The following is an 18,130-nucleotide window of genomic DNA, read 5'->3' on the forward strand; positions in this document are numbered from 1 at the left end:
CTAGACTTCTAGTATGAAGTGTTTGCGCAGTGTTTTTGCCGGCTTGGCCTTGATTGGCCTAACATTTTTCGGCTCGGCTAGCCCGGCATTGGCCCACGCTAACGAGACCTCAACCAGCCCAGCAGCCGGTTCCACCATTGAGGCTGGGCTGATTCCAATTGAAATCAGCTTTGGCGAAAAGCTAATGAACCTAGGTGCCGATCAAGGCAATGTGGTGCAAATTCAAGCCCCGGATGGCTCTTTACCGAGCACCTCGTGCTGGGTGCCAGCCGATACCGGAAGCACCACTCAGTTATCGGCTACCGCGCAGCTGGCCATCCCGGGTAAATATGTGGTCACCTGGCGAGTGGTTTCAGCAGACGGCCACCCGGTTGAGGGACTCTTCGATTTCACCGTGAAGAACACCGCCGGCTTCGAAGTTGATCCAGCAATTCCTGCTTGCGGCGCTGACTCATCCGCAGTTGAATCGCCGATGCCGATTAGTGCACCGGTTGACGATGGGGCAACCACTGTGGTGACTCAGTGGAATTGGATTGGATTGGGCGCGATTGCCACGGCGGTAATCGGTTTAATTATTTGGTTAGTTTTGCGCCGCACACAAAGAAGCGAGTAGCCACGGTGTCTAGTGCGCCGCGAGTTGCCCAGCCAACCTGCTTGCCATCGGCACTGCGCGCAAACATCGCATAAGCCAAGCGAGTGCCATCTTTGGCATCGATGATTCCGGCGAGGCTATAAAGACCGGGGATGAATCCCGACTTTCCCTTCACGCTATTTTTTGCAACCGCATTCACGCCGTTGAAGCGACCAGCAAGGGTTCCAGATTTTCCGGCAACCGGCAAATATGTTTCAAGCGGTGCCAAGGTGCTGGTTGGGTCAGCGGCGGAGGCCATTAGGTGAGCAATGATTTGCGGAGTGACTCGATTAGCTTGAGCCAAACCAGATGCATCTTTCATCACTAGGCCAGTTGAGTCAATCGATAAACTCTCGAGCACCTTCTTGGTCAACGGTTCAACCGAGTCAAAACTGCCAGGCAGCCCAGCCGCAATTGCTGCATGTCTCGCGATGAACTCAGTCTCGGTGTTATCCGAAGCCATCATTGCGTGATGCAACCAAAAGTCCATAGGCTGACTCGAAACGCTGGTTAGTTCGACAGCGCTTTTTGGAGCGGTGCCGACAACTACGGTTGCATTCGCTGCGAGGGCTTTGAGTGCCTTTTTGAAAAGGGCACCAGTTTTGCCAACTGGGTCTGTGCTTCGATAACCGTCATAAGCCAAACTCGTGATGTCACCATTGGTGCGGTCACTATCTAATTGCAGTGCCGTGATGTTTGAGATGTACCCGTTGGTGCGATCGCTAGCCTTCCAAAACGGATTGTAATTTGGCCCGGTGAAGAAACTGGAATCCAAAATGATTTTTGTGATTTCGGTGTCGCTCGACCATTTGTTGAGCACGTTGGTGGCAAGCGTTTCAAGTCGTGGTGCTGCCGTGTAAGCAGAGCGGCTGTCTTTAGTGAGTTGAGACAAACTAAAGTCGCCGCCGCCACGCAGCACAATGGTTGAGGGCTGGCCCGGGATGGTGAGCACCGAGGTTTTAGCTCGGTATGTTTCAACCGGCAATTTGGTGAGTGCGGTTGCAGCTGTAAGCACCTTCAATACCGAGGCCGAAGGGGTCTGCTCGGCACCGCGAACATCGAGCAATGTCTTGCCAGTGGCAACATCAATCACGTAGCCATAGAAGCGGCCCAGCGCCGGGTTACTGATGGCAGTCTTGGCTGAGCAGACGCCTGGAGCGGCGGGCGATTTAGTGGGGCTTGGGCTCGGGCTCGGGCTACCAACCGCAAAGGCCGGTGTTGCAGACAAACCAAACAGCAGGCTGCCTGCCACTACGGCAGCGCCTAAAAATGATTTGGTTTTGTTCACCAATCAAAAATAACCGCAGAAGAACCTAGAGTTCGACTGCCTCGCCGTCGCGCGGTGCATGTGCGTGCCAGCCGAGTTGCGACTTGATTCGGTCACTAAAGATTTCGGCAGCTCCTGCTTCGCCGTGAACCACGAAGACATGCTTCGGCGCTTCGCTGGCGCTGCCAAGCCAAGCAATTAGTTCGTCGGCATCGGCGTGCACCGAAAAGGACTCGAGCTGTTCAACCTGCGCGCGCACCGGCACCATCACGCCGTGCATCTTTACTTCGGTTTCGCCTTCGGCAAGTCGACGGCCACGTGTGCCAATCGCCTGAAAACCAACCAACAAAATTGTGTGCTTTGGATTTGGCAACATCTCACGCAAGTGGTGAACCACTCGCCCACCGGTTGCCATGCCCGATGCCGAAATGATGATGCAAGGAGCGGTTGGGTTGTTGATGCTCTTAGATTCATCAACCGTCATCAGCTCAACTAGTGTGCCGGCATCAAATGGGTCTTTGCCCCGCCAGGTTTCAACAATTTCATCTCTAATTTCTGGAGAGTCCCCGTTGATTGCCTCGCGATAAAAACCCAAGGCTCGAAGTGCCATTGGTGAGTCTGCATAGATTGGCACGTTTGGAATTTTGCCAGCCTGCATCAACTCGCGAAGTTGAATCAAAATAACTTCGGTGCGGTCAACTGCAAATGCCGGAATCAAAATCGAACCACCGCGTTCAACTGTCTGATTGATTGCGTCTTCAAAATTGGTGGTGGTAAGTGCGTGCTCTCTGTCTCCATAGGTTGACTCGGTCACAATTGCATCAAACGCTCCTCCGGGCACACGGTCTGGGCTAATTAGCAGCGGGTGCTGCTCGCGGCCCATATCCCCGGTGAAAAGAACGCGCTTTCCAAAGAATTCAACTTCAACGAAAGCCGCACCGAGAATGTGACCCGAGGGATAAAACGTGACGAAAGTCTCTTCGGCAACCTTGACCCGGTTGTGAAATTTCTCGACGCTGAATAGATCAAGAGTGCGAGTTACATCTGCCTCTTCATAAAGCGGCTTCGGTGGGTTGTGTTTTGAAAAACCTTTTTTTGCCGCGTACTTGGCGTCTTCGGTTTGAATTCGCGCTGAGTCTCGCAGCACAACCTCGGCCAATTTGGCGGTGTAGTTAGTTAGGTGCACCTTGCCCCTAAAACCGTCTTTCACCAATCGCGGCAAATAGCCACAGTGGTCTAGGTGGGCGTGGGTAATAATCACCGCGGATAGCTCGCCCGGATCGATCGGCAAAGGATTCCAGTTTTTTAGACGCAGTTCTTTGAGGCCCTGAAACATGCCTGCATCGACCATTACCTTGGTGGTGCCGGCAGTGAGCAAAAAACGGCTGCCGGTAACAGTGCCTGCTGCGCCTAGAAACTGAATCATTGGTTTAACCATGTTTTGAGTCTAGATCGCTGTGGGTTTTTGGCAGCCCAGCAGTGGCAGACTGAAGGTATGAACAAGGCTCTGCGCAACGATTACCTGCTGCTGGTTACCACCCTTGCCAGCCTGGGTGGTGGCTTTCTGTTTGAGGTTAGCGACCTGCACCTAGGTGCGGTTCTTAGCTGGGCAGTTGGTGCGGCTGTCGGCCTTGCTTTATCCGTGGTTCTGCTTATTCGCGCTATTCGCGATAAGGAATTTGGCAGCGACATGTTGGCCTTGGTTTCGATTTTGGCCACCTCGCTCACTGGCGAATGGATTGCCGCCAGTGTGATCTCGGTGATGTTGGCCACCGGCCGCGCTTTGGAACGCTGGGCCGAAGGCAGAGCACGCCGACAACTAGAGGCGCTGCTGGCTCGTGCACCGCAATTTGCCCATGTGATTTTCGCAGACGGGTCAATCAAAGATGTTGCGCTTGCCTCGGTCAAGGTTGGTGACAAACTCTTGGTGCGCTCTGGTGAAGTTGTTCCGCTCGATGGCAATTTGATTACCGAGGGTTCGTTCGATGAATCTGCATTGACCGGTGAACCACTTCCTCAATATCACGCTGCAACCGAAGAAGTTTCTTCGGGTGTGCTCAATGCTGCCGGCGAAGTTGAAATGATTGCCTCGCGTGATGCCGAGAATTCAACTTATTCAAATTTGATTCGATTGGTGCAACAGGCTCAGGCAAACACCGCTAATGGCGTGCGCATTGCCAACCGCTGGGCGGTGCGCTTTGTGCCATTCGCACTTTTGCTTTCGGTTGGCACCTGGATTTTCACCGGCGAGCTAAGCCGCGCAGTTGCTGTCATCGTGGCCGCCACTCCTTGCCCACTTATTTTGGCGGTGCCGGTGGCGATTATCGCGGGCATGTCAAAAGCGGCTTCACGCGGAGCTATCATCAAGGGTGGCGCAGCGCTGGAGCAACTTGCTCGCACCGAAACCGTGATGCTCGACAAAACTGGAACGCTCACCCATGGTGGGCCAGAAATCACTCGGATTGCATTTGCGCCTGACACTGACGAGAGTGAAATTATTCGACTTGCGGCTTCACTCGAACAATCAAGCCCACACGTGATTGCCCAGGCACTCATTGCCGAAGCTAAACGTCGAAGCCTTTCACTCGAGCGCGCATCCGAAGTGATTGAAAATCACGGTGTCGGTTTGATTGGCAAAGTTGCAGGCCACTCGATTCGGGTTGGTCAACCTGCAACTGAGCTGCCCGAGTGGGCACAACTTGATAATGCTTTGCTGGTTGCCGTTGAAGAGGACGGCGAGCTGAAGGCGATGATTGGCCTAGACGACCCGTTGCGCGATGAGGCAAAGTCGACTGTTGACTGGCTGCGCAAACTGGGCGTGAAGCGAGTAATCATGGTTTCGGGCGACCGCAAGATCACAGCCGAAGCCGTTGGGTTCGAAGTGGGCGTTGATGAAGTTTTTGCCGAGTGCAAGCCCGAGCAGAAGCTGGCCATAGTAAAGGCCGAAATGGCTGCTGCTAAGGGTTCAGTGGTTGTGGTGGGTGACGGCATCAACGATGCACCCGCTCTTGCTGCCTCGGATGTTGGCGTGGCTATGGGCGCCCGAGGCTCAACCGCTGCCAGCGAGGCTGCCGATGTGGTGATTGTTGAAGATTCGATTCAGCACCTCGCCGTGGCGATGCAAATTGCCAAGGGCACACGTGCTCGCGCCCTGCAGGCAGCCGGGGTGGGCATGAGTTTTGCAATGATTGCCATGCTGGCGGCATCCGCAGGTTTTATAAATTCAACCCAGAGTGCTGTGAGTCAAGAATTCATTGACATGGCTGCAATTCTTTGGGCACTGGTTCCGGTGAAGTATCAAATGAACAAGCGGGGAAACTAGATAATGCGCGTAATCAACTATGAACAGCTGAAACAAATTCTTTCGGGTGTTGGCGAAAATCCGCGCGTGGTTGCCTCGGGCAACTTTGCTACTCCTACCGTTTTGCTAAATGCCCTTGATGAGTCGGTTGAAACCTACCGCCTCAACATGCTCGGAGCCCAGGTTGGCATTCCCAACCGCGAAGGCGTGGAGTATGAATCTGCATTCGTTGGACCTGGCATGCGCAGACACGAGCGACTGAACTACGTGCCGAGTCGATTGAGCCTGGTTCCAATTCTTTTTCGCGATCACTTTTGGCCAAACATCGTTTTGCTTCACACCTCTGCCCCACGTCACGACACCGTGAGTTTGGGAATCGAGGTAAACGTGCTTCCGGCAGCAATTGAGGCTGTGCGCGAACGCGGTGGTTTAGTAATCGCCCAGGCAAATAAGAACATGCCCTACACCTATGGCGATGCTCAGATTTATGAACACGAAATCGACTACCTAATCGAAGTGGATGAGCAACTGCTCTCGAAGGAGCCAACACCTGCGGTTGGTGATGCCAAAGAGATTGGTGACCGCATTGCGGCGATGGTCACCGACGGTTCAACAATGCAACTCGGCATCGGCGGTATTCCCGACGCAGTGCTTGCCGGTTTGCTGAAGCGCAAAAATCTGCGCGTGTGGACCGAGATGTTTAGCGATGGTGTGCTTGATTTGCACAAGGCCGGAGCCCTAGACCCAGAACTGCCACTGACTGCATCGTTCTTATTTGGCAGCACCGAACTGTATGAGTGGCTACACCTGAATCGCTCGGTTCGCATGTTGCGCACCGAGAAGACTAATGACCCGGGTCAGATTAGCCGCCAAGCCAAAATGACCAGCATCAACGCCGCGCTCGAAGTTGACCTCTATGACCAGGCAAATGCCAGTTATGTGCGAGGCGAGATTTACTCGGGATTCGGCGGATCAACCGACTTCATTGTTGGTGCTTTGCACTCTCGTGGTGGCCAGTCGTTCATGGCACTGCCTTCATGGCACCCGAAGGCTAATAAGTCGGCGATTGTTCCTCACCTAACCGATAACGTCACTAGTTTTCAGCACAGCTATGTTGCAACCGAGCAGGGTTTGGCGGCTTGCTTTGGTCACACACAAAAACAGCAGGCCGAAAACATCATCGCAGTGGCTCACCCGGATGCACGTGCAGAATTGGTTGACGCGGCAAAGCGCATGGGATTAATTTAAGAAAACGCTTACAAAGCAAACAAATGTGAAAGTTTGTCACTTATTTTTCATTCAGCCGGTTTTGCACAAAGTCGCGGCTTTATAATTGGCCTAAGAATGGCCACCGACAACGACGTCTTGGTCTGTGAATGGAACGCCCGTGGCCGATACTCGCACCGTTTTCTTTGTATCCGATGGAACAGGGATCACTGCCGAAGCTTGGGGTGCCGCCCTGCTTTCACAATTCGATACCTCAACTTTTGAAAACCACACCATTGCATTTGTAACCAATGTGCTAGATGCCGAAAAAACCGTTCAGCGCATTGACCGCGCCAATGTTCCAGGCCAACGCCCAATCGTCTTTTCCACCACGGTTGACCAAGACATCAAAAACATTTTGAGCACCAGCAAATCGCTCTTTATTGACCTGTTTGACCAAACCCTGCCAACCCTCGAGTTGGAACTAGGCGTAAAAAGCGCACCAATCAAGGGTTCAGCTCACGGCATCTCGAACGCCACCAAGTACCAGCAGCGCATGGCCGCCATTGAATACAGCATTGAGCACGACGATGGCCAGAGCCTTCGCGCTCTAGACCAAGCCGACATCATCTTGGTAGCGCCCTCTCGCTGCGGCAAGACGCCAACCAGCATGTACCTCTCGCTTCAATACGGCGTAAAGGCGGCAAACTTTCCAATTGTTGACGAAGACTTCAACACGCTAAAGCTGCCTGCCAGCCTTGAAAAGACTTCAGATAAAGCCTTCGGCCTAATCTCCACTCCCCAACGACTTCAAACAGTGCGCTCGGAACGCCGTCCTAATTCAAAGTACGCATCGATTGAGCAGTGTCGATTTGAAATTGACTCTGCGATGCACATCTTTGAGAAGTACAAGATTCCGTACTTAGATTCCTCAACCAAATCGGTTGAAGAGCTTGCCTCAGTGGCAATGGATATAAAGGGGCTTCGCAGTTAGGCGAAGTGGAGGAGGGAAATGAAAGAAATACTTTGGTTGCATGACATAACCATGAAAGATCTCGACCAAGTGGGCGGTAAAAACTCGTCACTTGGTGAGTTGATCAATGGTTTGAGTTCTGCAGGAGTTCGCGTGCCTGGTGGCTTCGCAACGACCGCAGATGCGTTTCGTGAATTCCTCAATTACAACAAGCTAGAAGACAAGATTAACCAACTGACCGAAAACCTCGACACCGATGACGTTGTCGCGCTTTCAAAAGTTGGATCAGCAGTGCGAGACTTCATTCTTGAAGCAAAGTTTCAGCCAGAGCTAGAACAAGCCATCCGTGGCGCCTATGAAACTCTTCTCGAATCTCACAATGGTGACGCAACCTTTGCCGTGCGTTCATCGGCAACCGCCGAAGACCTACCAGAAGCATCTTTTGCTGGCCAGCAAGAAACTTTCTTGAACATCCACGGCATCGAAAACATTCTTTCGGCAATCAAGTTGGTATTCGCATCGCTTTACAACGACCGCGCAATTGCCTACCGAGTGCACCACGGGTTCATCCACAGTGACGTGGCCCTGTCTGCTGGTGTGCAACAAATGATTCGCTCAGACAAAGCTGTCTCGGGAGTTATGTTTTCGGTTGACACAGAATCAGGTTTTGACCAAGCCGTGTTCATTACATCGTCGTATGGACTTGGTGAGGCAGTGGTTCAGGGTGCAGTTAATCCCGATGAGTTCTACGTTTACAAGCCAGCTCTAAAGGCTGGTCGCAAAGCGATTCTTAAGCGCGGCAAGGGTGAGAAAGCCATCAAGATGGTTTACACCGCTGACAAATCTGTGGGCAAGACCACAGAGTTTGTTGCAGTCACCGAAGGCGAGCGCGTTCAATTCAGCCTTAGCGATGAAGAAGTCACCACCCTCGCTAACTACGCAGTTGCCATTGAAGAGCACTACGGCCGCCCGATGGACATCGAGTGGGCTAAAGACGGCCTCGACAACAACCTCTACATCTTGCAGGCTCGTCCAGAGACAGTGATGTCTCGCAAGACTGGTGGGGTCATTGAGCGCTACGTAATTCACGGCACCGGCAAGGTGATGTCTGAAGGTCGCGCAATCGGCCAGAAGATCGGCAAGGGCGCCGTTCGCGTGATGGCGTCAATCGACCAGATGAGCCAGTTCCAAGCTGGCGATGTGTTGGTTGCCGACATGACCGACCCTGACTGGGAACCAATCATGAAGAAGGCCAGCGCAATCGTCACCAACCGTGGCGGTCGCACTTGTCACGCAGCAATCATTGCGCGTGAGCTAGGCATTCCTGCAGTGGTTGGCACCTCGGATGCCACCAAGGCGCTGGCAAACGGCGACGAAGTTACCGTTTCTTGTGCCGAGGGTGAAACCGGCAAGGTATACGAAGGTCTAATCGACTTCGAAGTGCTTTCTTCGGATGCCGGAAACATGCCAGAGATTCCAGTTCAGATCATGATGAACGTGGGAACACCTGACCAGGCATTCTCGTTCGCCAAGATTCCAAACAAGGGCGTTGGCTTGGCCCGCATGGAGTTCATCATCAACCGCCAAATTGGTATTCACCCGAATGCTCTTTTGAACTTGGCGGCTCAGGATGACTTCACCAAGAAGGAAATCGAAAAGCGAATTGCTGGATACGCATCACCACGTGAGTTCTATGTTTCGCGTTTGGCTGAGGGCATGTCGATGATTGCTGCGGCTTTCAATCCTTCACCGGTGATTTTCCGTTTGAGCGACTTCAAGTCAAACGAATACGCAAACCTCATCGGTGGTTCAAAGTACGAGCCACATGAAGAAAACCCGATGCTTGGTTTCCGCGGTGCATCTCGCTACATTTCTAAGGATTTCCGCGATGCCTTCGAAATGGAATGTGACGCAGTAAAGCTAGTGCGCAATGAGATGGGTCTGACCAATCTAAAGGTGATGATTCCATTCGTGCGCACAGTGAACGAAGCTAAGCAGGTAATCGAATTGCTAAAGGCAAACGGCCTTGAGCGAGGCGTTGACGGTCTTCAGGTAATCATGATGTGTGAGTTGCCAAGCAATGCGTTGTTGGCAGATCAGTTTCTTGAGCACTTCGATGGTTTCTCGATTGGCTCTAACGACCTGACTCAGTTGACCCTTGGTCTAGACCGCGACTCGTCATTGGTAGCTCACGAATTTGATGAGCGCAACGATGCTGTGAAGGCATTGTTGACCATGGCCATCACCGCATGCAAGAAGGCTGGCAAATACGTGGGAATCTGTGGCCAAGGCCCAAGTGACCACCCAGACCTAGCCGCTTGGTTGGTTGAGCAAGGCATTGATTCGGTGTCATTGAACCCAGACACCGTGGTTGACACCTGGTTGTCTCTGGCTAAAAAGTAAACCAATAAAGAAAGTGGCCCGCGGTAATTCGCGGGCCACTTTCTTGTTTCAAAACATTATGAGTTAGGGCTCCAAGCCCCAACCCGAATTAGCCTCTGCTTTGCAGCATCCTCAATTGGGCTCTCTGGCCCTATAGCGAAACGCATCAGCCTAAGCAGCGCACGAACCACTGGTTGAACGAACCAACGAGGTCGCGCCCTGAGGCCAAGCATTTGTCGAATTTCTTGAGGCAAACTAACCACCGCTGCGTCAAACAACAACGCATAAATTGGTTTGGCGCTTTTAGGCAATGGTGCCTTGCGAATGAAATCAACAACCTGCAGAGTTTGCTCGTCTACTCGCAACAGCCCTTGTTCGGCGAACTGCGAAATTTGGTCGTTGAGTTCTGCCCGGGTCATCGGCGCCTGGGCCAAACCCAACGGCTGCACAGATTTTGACCACTGGGCCACATAGTTATCCGCGGCACTTGCATTGTCACCTTTGGGAATGCTCACACCGGAATACCATTCGTGGGCAGTTAAGAACGAATCGCTGAAAGCGATGTGCACCCAAAGCAGCAAGTCGGCATCTGCTGCACGATAGCTCTTTTGCTCTCCCTGACCTGAAACGTAATCGCCCACAACGCGGGTGTGCAGTCGGTTCACTCGACTTGCTTCTTGCATGATTGCTTGCTCGGAACCAAAAGTAGTCACGGTTAGCCAGCGGATGGTGCCCGAGAGTCGACCGAGTGGGTCTTGTTCATATCTTGAGTGCTGTGACACACCTGCCAGCGACCCCGGATGCAAAGCCTGCATCAATAGAGCGCGAATGCCGCCAACCAAGGTTGCAAAATCTGCGTGCACAACCCACGGTGCATCATCAGGGGTAAACCAGCCCGCATCATCGCCGGCGGCAACTACCTCTAGCCAAGGTGGCACACCGTTAGGGTCACCCGAAAGAAGGCGGCGAAAGCGCACTGAAAGTGCTTCTTGCCACGCTTTGTTCTTCAACTTGCCCCTCTGAGATTTATCACTTGCTCGAATCTAACAAAGAAAACCCCGACCAATGGCCGGGGTTTTCTTTTGAATTGATTAGTGCTGAACGGCTTTGCCGATAGCCGCACCGGTAAGCGAGCGAACTTCTAGCTCTGCGTACTTGGCGCTGTTTCGTTCGTTTGAAGTAACGGTTCCCAACCATCCCATGAAGAAACCGAATGGAATCGAAACGATGCCAGGGTTATTCAACGGGAACAACTTGAAGTTGATGTTGTTGATGCCGTTTTCTGGATCGAATGGCAAGAACGATGTTGGGGTTCCCGAAACGTTGCCCGAGAACACCAACAAAATCACTGCACAGGCAAGGCCACCATAGATGGCCCACACCGCACCGCGAGTGTTGAATCGCTTCCAGAACAATGAGTAGAGCACCGCCGGCAAGTTAGCCGAAGCAGCAATCGCGAATGCAATCGCAACCAAGAAAGCCACGTTCAAACCCTGTGCACCAATGGCCAGGATGATTGCCACGCCACCAATTAGCACCGCCGCAATTCGAGCAACGCGAACTTCCTTCTCAGGTGAAGCGTTGCCCTTCTTGATTACGTTGGCATAGAAGTCATGCGCAAACGATGACGAGCTGGCCAAAGTAAGACCCGCGACAACCGCCAAGATGGTGGCAAACGCGATGGCACCAATGACCGCCAACATGATTGCACCGCCGGTGCTGCCGTGACCACCGCCAAGCGTTTCAGCCAATAGCGGTGCCGCAACGTTTCCGCCTTTGTCGGCAGCCTTGATGGCATCCTGGCTAACCAAAGCCGCTGCACCAAAGCCCAGGGCGATGGTCATCAGATAGAAAATTCCGATGTTTCCAATTGCCCAGTTAACTGACTTGCGAGCTGCCTTGGCAGTAGGCACGGTGTAGAAGCGAATCAGAATGTGCGGCAAACCAGCGGTTCCAAGCACCAAAGCAAGACCAAGTGAGAATAGGTCGAGCTTGTTCATCAAAGTCTTGAATGGGTCGTCGGCAACATCCACGCCATATTTTTGACCTGGCGATAGCAAGTTGACGTTACCGCTGTTCTTGACCGCGGCACCCAGTAGCTCAGAAACGTTGAAGTGGAATTGCGCGAAAACCATTATGGTCAAAAGTGCTGCACCAATCATCAGCAAGAACGCTTTCAGAATCTGCACATATGTTGTGCCCTTCATGCCGCCGATGGTCACGTAAACAATCATCAAGATACCCACGCCGGCGATGATCCAGGTTTTTGCACCTGAGTCAGTGATGCCAAGCAAGAGTGAAACCAGCGAACCGGCACCCACCATTTGTGCGAGCAGATAGAAGATTGAAACCACGATGGTTGACGCCGCCGATGCTGTGCGCACCGGGCGCTGCTTCATGCGGAAAGAAAGCACATCACCCATGGTGAATCGACCTGAGTTGCGAAGCGGCTCGGCTACCAACAGCAGTGCCACTAGCCAGGCAACCAAGAAACCAATTGAATACAAGAAGCCGTCGTAGCCAAACAAGGCAATCATTCCGGCGATGCCAAGGAAAGATGCGGCAGACATATAGTCACCGGCGATAGCTAGGCCATTCTGGAATCCAGAGAACGAAGCACCACCGTCGTAAAAGTCGGTTGCCGATTTCTTGTTTGAGCGACCGGCGCGAAATACCAGCACCAAAGTTACTGCCACGAAAGAAATAAACAGGATGCTGCTGAGCAGAGTGGTGTTCATTACTTAGCCAACTCCTTCTCAATTTGCTGACGCAGTTTTTCTGATCTGGCGTCGAGGTTTCGAGTTGAGTGACGCTCATAGAGCCACATGATGATGAACGTGCTGGCAAATTGCAGCACACCCAAAATAAACGCGATGTTGATGTTGCCAATCACCGGGGTGCTCACCCAATCACGGGCATAAGCGGTGAGTGCTACGTAAAGGAAATACCAAACCAGGAATGCAACAGTTAGTGGAAAAGCAAAGCCCCTAAATTTGCGTTTCAGTTCCTGGAACTCTGGGCTGGCCTGTGTTTCGGCCCACACCTTTTCATTCTCTGAAGATGACATTGAACTCCGATGTTCACTAGGTTCATGCCGCCTCGTTGCGGCATGTGGGTGCCGAAGCACTCTTTTGTGAGCCTACTGAAATACAGAATTGTTTTTTACAAAATGGCTATTGGTAACCCATTCGTTATTACTAGCACTTCGGATCTTCGCTTGGCACCACACCATTCAAGAAGAAATCGTCCACGTGGTCGTCTACACAGGTGTTCGAGTGACCATAGGCCGTGTGGCCATCGCCGTTGAAAGTGATGAGTTGACCCTTTTTGAGCACCGAGTTGGCAAGGTCAACCGCCTGCGAATAAGGGGTGGCTGGGTCGCCGGTAGTGCCCACGACAATGATGGTTGGCGCCCCTGCTGCTTTGTAATTAGTTGGATGCTTTGCCAATGGATATGGCCATTCGGCACATCCGAGGCCGCCAAATTGCCAGTAGCGACCAAACACCACACTGGCCTTCACCACGCGGGCGTTCTGGGCCGCCATTGCCGCAGGCGATGAAGACTGTCGGGCGTCTAAGCAATTGATTGAAATATTTGCTTCGGTGATGTTGCTCGAATAGGTGCCGTTTGCCTTGCGATCGTTATAGGCATCGGCCAACTCAAGCAGGGTGTCGCCCTTGCCCGTCTTGGCTTCGGTGATTGCATAACTCAGCGTGCTCCAGCTGCTGTTGCTATAGAGCGCCATGATTACACCGGTGAGCGCAGTGCCATAAGACACTTTTCGACCCGAAGCGGTTGGCAACGGGTTTGCTTCGATTTTCAAAAACAGATTTGCCATCGCCTGCTGGGCACTGGCCAAGCTGCCAGAGAATGGGCAGTCGCTGCTGCTTAAACACTGAGTTAGGTAATTGCGAAATGCCAGATCGAAACCTTTGAGTTGCGCGAGACTCTGATCTTCATCACTCATCAAGGGGTTGATTGCGCCATCGAGCACCATTCGACCAACGCGCTTCGGATATAACTGCGCATACATGGTGCCGAGGTAAGTTCCGTAACTGTAGCCCAGATAGTTGAACTTGCTTTGACCAAACACTGCGCGCAAAACATCGAGGTCGCGCGCCGCCGACACCGTGTCGATGTAACCAAGTGCTGCGCCTGTGTTTGCCACGCAGGCATCGGCGAACTCTTTCATGGTGGCTCGAGTCTCGGCCAAATCGCCAGCGCTACCCAATTCAAATTGTGGAATGCCATACAAAAAATGATCCATGCGTGCGGCAGTCAGGCACTTAACTTTTGGCTCACTTTGCCCAACACCACGTGGGTCAAAACCAACGACGTTGAAGTTCTTGCGCAAAGCCGGTGTGCCGATCGAAGAAATTGAATTCAAAGAAAAATCCAACCCAGATGTTCCCGGGCCGCCTGGATTGAAAAAGACGAAACCCTTTGGCTTCGCAATATCAGCTTGTCGATAGGCAACGGAAAGTTTTAGTTTTTTGCCACTTGGCTTTGCCCAGTTCATCGGCACCAAAACCGTGCCGCAATAGGTTCTGTCTGCACCGCACTTGGTGAAGGTAATTTTTTGAGAATAAATAGGTTTCAAATCGGTAGCAATGCTTGCCTCGACATTCGGCTTCAGCGCCACTGTGTTAGGCAGTTTGGTTGCAGCCACAGCGCAAGAAGTGGTTAGCAAAGTAACTACAAGAGCCGCAGCAACCGCGCGAGAAAGTTTGGTTATCAACATTTTCATGATTACTTTCTGCGCAACTGAACGGCAAGTGCTTCAAGAGCCATTAGATCACGCACGTTTGAATCCACGCGGTGACGAGCCGTGCTGACAGCTTCGATGCGATGGATGGTTTGCGCCGCAGTTGAGCCGTTTGCCATTTCGGTAATACCGGCTCGCAAGTCTTCGTTCACCAATGCCACGCCGGCACCGATCTGCAGGGTCAAAACATCACGAAGCAAAGACATCAGGTCAACCAAAATGCGGTCAAGGCCGTCACGCACGCTGCGAGTTGCGCGGCGCTTTTGACCCTCTTCAAGTGCCTTCAGATCAGACTTTAGGTTGGCAGGAATGTTGTCGCCAGGCTTCAAACCAAGCGAATGCATCAAAGCAGTTTTCTCTTCGTCATCACGCTCGGCGGTTAGCGCCTCGGCGTCTTTCTTAGCAATTTCAAGCCAACGTTCGGCGGTCATCACGGCCGAAGTGACGCCAGTGATGTTCAACGCCGCCATCAATGTCTCGCGACGGCGACTGCGCGCCTCAGAGCTAGTTGCTAATCGGCGAGCCATGCCAATGTGGCTCTGCGATTCTGCAGCAACCTGGTGTGCCAGTTTCGACTCAATGCCATCGCGCTCAATCAGAATGCGAGCCACCTCTTCGATGGCCGGCACCTTTAGGCCCACGCGGCGAACGCGCGAACGAATGGTTGGCAACATATCTGCCTCGGATGGCGCGCACAGCAGCCAGATCGTGCCGGCTGGCGGCTCCTCTAGCGCCTTGAGCAAAACATTCGACGAACGCTCTTGCATGCGGTCGGCATCTTCGATAATCATGATGCGAAACTTGCCCATCGAGCCACCGAATTGTGAGTTGGCCACTAGTTGGCGAACCTCTTCAATTGAGATCTGCACTTTCTCGGTTGAGAGCACCGAGATATCTGGGTGACTGCCGGCCTTGGCCAAAATGCAACTCTTGCACTCGCCGCAACCACCGGTTGGGCAAAGCAGTGCAGCAGCAAAAGCATGAGCCAAATTTGAACGACCTGACCCGGGTGGGCCGGTGACTAACCAAGCATGATGCACACCCTGGTCGCGGTGACGCACGGCAACTTCCAGTTGCCCAACCGCTTCTGGTTGACCAAGCAGGTCATTCCAAATTGGTGCAAATGCGGCGGTGGCACTCAATTGATTTACAGCAGCCCTTCAACGCGGGCACGAATTTGCGATTGCATCTCATCAATCGATTGCGCGGCGTCAACCACGAACCAACGCTCGGGTTCAGCCTTGGCAAGCTGCAAATAAGCCTGACGCACTGCCTCAAAAAACTCGGTCTTTTCACGCTCAAGGCGGTCAGGTTCGGTGCCGGTATTTTTGCGGCGCGACATTGCGGCCTCGGCATCTAGATCAAGCAAGATGGTGAGGTTTGGCAAAAGGTTGTTCACGGCAAACATCGAAAGCGCTCGCACTTCGGCGGCATCTAGCGCGCGACCAACACCTTGATATGCCACGGATGAGTCCAGGTAGCGATCGGTGATTACATCGGTGCCGGCATCCAGAGCGGGTTTCACTTTAGTGGCAACGTGATGTGCGCGATCGGCTGCATAAAGCAAAGCCTCGGCGCGCGGAGCAACCTCGCCCTTGCGGTGCAGCAGCAGGTGTCGAATTTCTTGACCAAGTTCGGTGCCGCCCGGCTCTAGCGTTCGCAGCGTGGTTCGTCCGTGCGCTGTCAAAAATTCTTCTAGCAAATCAGCTTGAGTTGATTTGCCAACTCCGTCGATTCCCTCAAAAGAAATGAACAGACCGGGCATTACTTTTTCTTTCGGGTAGCGCCAGCCTTGACCACGCGCTTGGTAGTTGGTTTCTTGGTGACCTTGCCAGCCTTGGCAGGTGCCTCTCCTGGTTCAAGCCCAAGTTTTTCACGACGAATCGCGAGTAACTCGAATGCCTGATCAGAAGTTAGCTCTTCCAGATTTTCATCCTTAGGCACGGTTGCATTAACAGCGCCGTCGGTGACGTACAGGCCAAACTGACCCGACTTGGCAACCACGTTCAAACCAGAGGCTGGGTCTTCACCGAATTCCTTGAGTGGAGTTGCGGCGGTGCGGCGACCTCCATATTTAGGCTGCGCAAAAATCTCAAGCGCACCAGCAAGATCTAGCGAGAACAACTGGTCCTCGCTTTGCAAAGAACGCGAGTCTTTGCCCTTCATTAGGTAAGGGCCAAACTTGCCGTTCTGCGCGGTGATGTCAACTGCGCTTTCTGGGTCAACGCCAACTACGCGAGGCAGAGACAGCAACGCGATTGCATCTTCAAGAGTCAAAGTTTCTGGGCTCATGGTTTTGAACAGCGATGCGGTCTTCGGCTTCGCCGCGTGCTCGTCATCCAAAACCACATAAGGCCCATAGCGGCCATCTTTGAAAAGAATGTTGAAGCCAGTGGTTGGGTCAACGCCCATCACGCGGTCGGTGATGATTGGCGCATCGATAAGTTCTTTGGCTTTGGCAACGGTTAGTTCATCAGGTGCAAGGCCCTCTGGAATGTTGACAATTCGTCGCCCATTTTCATCGTGACCTTCGGCCGCAGCATCTCCAAAAATTTCAATGTATGGGCCGTACTTGCCGGTTCGCAAAGTAATGCCCTCTGCCAACTCAATTGAGTTGATGGCTCGCGGGTCGCTGTCGCCCAAGTTCTCAACGGTTGGGCGCAAGCCGTGGCCATTGTCTTCGCCAAAGTAGAACTTCTTCAACCATGAGCTGCGGTCAAGTTCTCCGCTAGCAATTCGGTCAAGGTCTTCTTCCATCTGAGCGGTGAACGCGTAATCAATTAGATTGCCGAAGTTCTCCTCAAGAAAACGTGTGATGGTGAAGGCAATCCAAGCTGGAACAAGCGCTTGACCACGCTTGGTCACGTAGCCCTTGTTGATAATGGTCGACAAAATCGCCGCATAGGTCGAAGGGCGGCCGATGCCGTCTTCTTCTAGCGCCTTAACCAATGAAGCTTCGGTGTAGCGCGGTGGCGGTGAAGTCTGGTGGTCTTTAGCGGTGACTTCAATAGCCTTTAACGCTTGACCCGCGGATAGGTTAGGCAACTTTGACTCACGCTCTTCGGCTTCGTCTTCGTTGCGTGATTCGTCTTGGCTTTCTTCGTAAGCTGCCATGAATCCGCGGAAGGTGACTACGGTTCCCGATGCGGTGAACTCGGCAGCGCCACCATCAGCAAGCGGGCTCACTGAAATTTTTGCAGTGGTGGTTGAAACCTTGGCGTCTTGCATCTGAGATGCAACGGTGCGCTTCCAGATGAGGTCGTAAAGATCAAACGCGCGGCCAGCCAAAACACTGGCCAGCTCTGATGGGTGCTTGAAAGTTTCACCGGCAGGGCGAATCGCTTCGTGGGCCTCTTGTGCGTTTTTGTTTTTGCCCTGATAAACGCGTGGCGCATCTGGCACAAATTCGGCACCAAACATTTGCTTGGCCTGGGTGCGGGCAGCATTAATCGCCTGAGTCGAAAGAGTTGGTGAGTCGGTTCGCATATAAGTAATGTGACCCTCTTGATAAAGCGACTGCGCGGTATCCATGGTCTGCTTTGCCGACATGCGCAATTTGCGAGAAGCCTCTTGCTGCAGTGTTGAAGTAGTGAAAGGTGCAGCC

The 18,130-nt window shown here is 52.8% G+C and carries 14 protein-coding genes; 5 read left to right on the forward strand and 9 right to left on the reverse strand.

Features of this window, described 5'->3' with window-relative positions:
* Positions 1–13 precede the first annotated feature (13 nt).
* Positions 14–613 carry a copper resistance CopC family protein gene (locus Q0L28_RS01455; protein ID WP_296630552.1) on the forward strand — a complete coding sequence of 200 codons (600 nt, stop codon included), beginning with the start codon at positions 14–16 and terminating at the stop codon, positions 611–613.
* Here the strand turns inward: Q0L28_RS01455 and Q0L28_RS01460 are convergent.
* Positions 573–1,919 carry a D-alanyl-D-alanine carboxypeptidase gene (locus tag Q0L28_RS01460; RefSeq protein WP_296630555.1) on the reverse strand — a complete coding sequence of 449 codons (1,347 nt, stop codon included), beginning with the start codon at positions 1,917–1,919 and terminating at the stop codon, positions 573–575. The two genes, Q0L28_RS01455 and Q0L28_RS01460, sit on opposite strands and share 41 nt — an antisense overlap.
* A 25-nt stretch (positions 1,920–1,944) precedes the next feature.
* Positions 1,945–3,336 (reverse strand): MBL fold metallo-hydrolase, encoded by a 1,392-nt coding sequence (locus Q0L28_RS01465; RefSeq protein ID WP_296630557.1) that lies wholly within the window; start codon positions 3,334–3,336, stop codon positions 1,945–1,947.
* 57 nt (positions 3,337–3,393) lie between these two features.
* Between Q0L28_RS01465 and Q0L28_RS01470 the strand changes: the two genes are divergently transcribed.
* From Q0L28_RS01470 to ppsA, 4 genes are all read left to right on the forward strand, one after another.
* Positions 3,394–5,220, forward strand: coding sequence for a heavy metal translocating P-type ATPase (locus Q0L28_RS01470; protein WP_296630560.1), 1,827 nt, complete (start codon positions 3,394–3,396; stop codon positions 5,218–5,220).
* Positions 5,221–5,223: 3 nt separating this feature from the next.
* Positions 5,224–6,447 (forward strand): acetyl-CoA hydrolase/transferase C-terminal domain-containing protein, encoded by a 1,224-nt coding sequence (locus Q0L28_RS01475; protein WP_296630563.1) that lies wholly within the window; start codon positions 5,224–5,226, stop codon positions 6,445–6,447.
* A 139-nt stretch (positions 6,448–6,586) separates the two neighbouring features.
* The gene (locus tag Q0L28_RS01480; protein WP_296630566.1) at positions 6,587–7,399 is read left to right on the forward strand and encodes a pyruvate, water dikinase regulatory protein; all 813 of its coding nucleotides are present in this window, start codon (positions 6,587–6,589) and stop codon (positions 7,397–7,399) included.
* Between the two features lie 18 nt (positions 7,400–7,417).
* Positions 7,418–9,781, forward strand: coding sequence for a phosphoenolpyruvate synthase (gene ppsA, locus Q0L28_RS01485; protein WP_296630568.1), 2,364 nt, complete (start codon positions 7,418–7,420; stop codon positions 9,779–9,781).
* A 56-nt stretch (positions 9,782–9,837) separates the two neighbouring features.
* On the opposite strand, the gene Q0L28_RS01490 is transcribed toward ppsA, so the two are convergent.
* The 7 genes from Q0L28_RS01490 to Q0L28_RS01520 form a co-directional block, all read right to left on the reverse strand.
* Entirely contained in the window at positions 9,838–10,770 is a 933-nt protein-coding gene (locus Q0L28_RS01490) for an oxygenase MpaB family protein (RefSeq protein ID WP_296630571.1), read from the reverse strand.
* Positions 10,771–10,851: 81 nt separating this feature from the next.
* Positions 10,852–12,498 carry a cation acetate symporter gene (locus Q0L28_RS01495; RefSeq protein WP_296630573.1) on the reverse strand — a complete coding sequence of 549 codons (1,647 nt, stop codon included), beginning with the start codon at positions 12,496–12,498 and terminating at the stop codon, positions 10,852–10,854.
* Positions 12,498–12,827, reverse strand: a complete 330-nt coding sequence (locus Q0L28_RS01500; RefSeq protein WP_296630574.1) for a DUF485 domain-containing protein — start codon at positions 12,825–12,827, stop codon at positions 12,498–12,500. The genes Q0L28_RS01495 and Q0L28_RS01500 overlap by 1 nt, the downstream gene beginning before the upstream one ends.
* Before the next feature lie 130 nt (positions 12,828–12,957).
* A complete protein-coding gene (locus Q0L28_RS01505) occupies positions 12,958–14,508 on the reverse strand; it encodes an alpha/beta hydrolase (protein ID WP_296630577.1) in 1,551 nt (516 codons plus the stop codon).
* Between the two features lie 2 nt (positions 14,509–14,510).
* On the reverse strand, positions 14,511–15,668 hold the full coding sequence (locus Q0L28_RS01510; protein WP_296630580.1) for a DNA polymerase III subunit delta': 1,158 nt from the start codon (positions 15,666–15,668) through the stop codon (positions 14,511–14,513).
* A 5-nt stretch (positions 15,669–15,673) separates the two neighbouring features.
* Positions 15,674–16,291: a dTMP kinase gene (gene tmk, locus Q0L28_RS01515; protein ID WP_296630581.1), complete on the reverse strand. Its 618-nt coding sequence runs from the start codon at positions 16,289–16,291 to the stop codon at positions 15,674–15,676.
* On the reverse strand, positions 16,291–18,130 hold a 1,840-nt coding region (locus Q0L28_RS01520), incomplete at its 5' end, for a DNA topoisomerase (protein ID WP_296630584.1). The genes tmk and Q0L28_RS01520, both read right to left, overlap by 1 nt.

This window comes from Rhodoluna sp. (assembly GCF_024639375.1).
In the GTDB taxonomy this organism is placed as follows: Bacteria; Actinomycetota; Actinomycetes; order Actinomycetales; family Microbacteriaceae; genus Rhodoluna.

What these genes read in the sequence shown, in the direction of transcription:
- Q0L28_RS01455 (WP_296630552.1), top strand. Translation starts at nt 14, where the DNA reads ATGAAGTGTTTGCGCAGTGTTTTTGCCGGCTTGGCCTTGATTGGCCTA.
- Q0L28_RS01465 (WP_296630557.1), bottom strand. Translation starts at nt 3,336, where the DNA reads ATGGTTAAACCAATGATTCAGTTTCTAGGCGCAGCAGGCACTGTTACC.
- Q0L28_RS01470 (WP_296630560.1), top strand. Translation starts at nt 3,394, where the DNA reads ATGAACAAGGCTCTGCGCAACGATTACCTGCTGCTGGTTACCACCCTT.
- Q0L28_RS01475 (WP_296630563.1), top strand. Translation starts at nt 5,224, where the DNA reads ATGCGCGTAATCAACTATGAACAGCTGAAACAAATTCTTTCGGGTGTT.
- ppsA (WP_296630568.1), top strand. Translation starts at nt 7,418, where the DNA reads ATGAAAGAAATACTTTGGTTGCATGACATAACCATGAAAGATCTCGAC.
- Q0L28_RS01495 (WP_296630573.1), bottom strand. Translation starts at nt 12,498, where the DNA reads ATGAACACCACTCTGCTCAGCAGCATCCTGTTTATTTCTTTCGTGGCA.
- Q0L28_RS01500 (WP_296630574.1), bottom strand. Translation starts at nt 12,827, where the DNA reads ATGTCATCTTCAGAGAATGAAAAGGTGTGGGCCGAAACACAGGCCAGC.
- Q0L28_RS01505 (WP_296630577.1), bottom strand. Translation starts at nt 14,508, where the DNA reads ATGAAAATGTTGATAACCAAACTTTCTCGCGCGGTTGCTGCGGCTCTT.
- tmk (WP_296630581.1), bottom strand. Translation starts at nt 16,291, where the DNA reads ATGCCCGGTCTGTTCATTTCTTTTGAGGGAATCGACGGAGTTGGCAAA.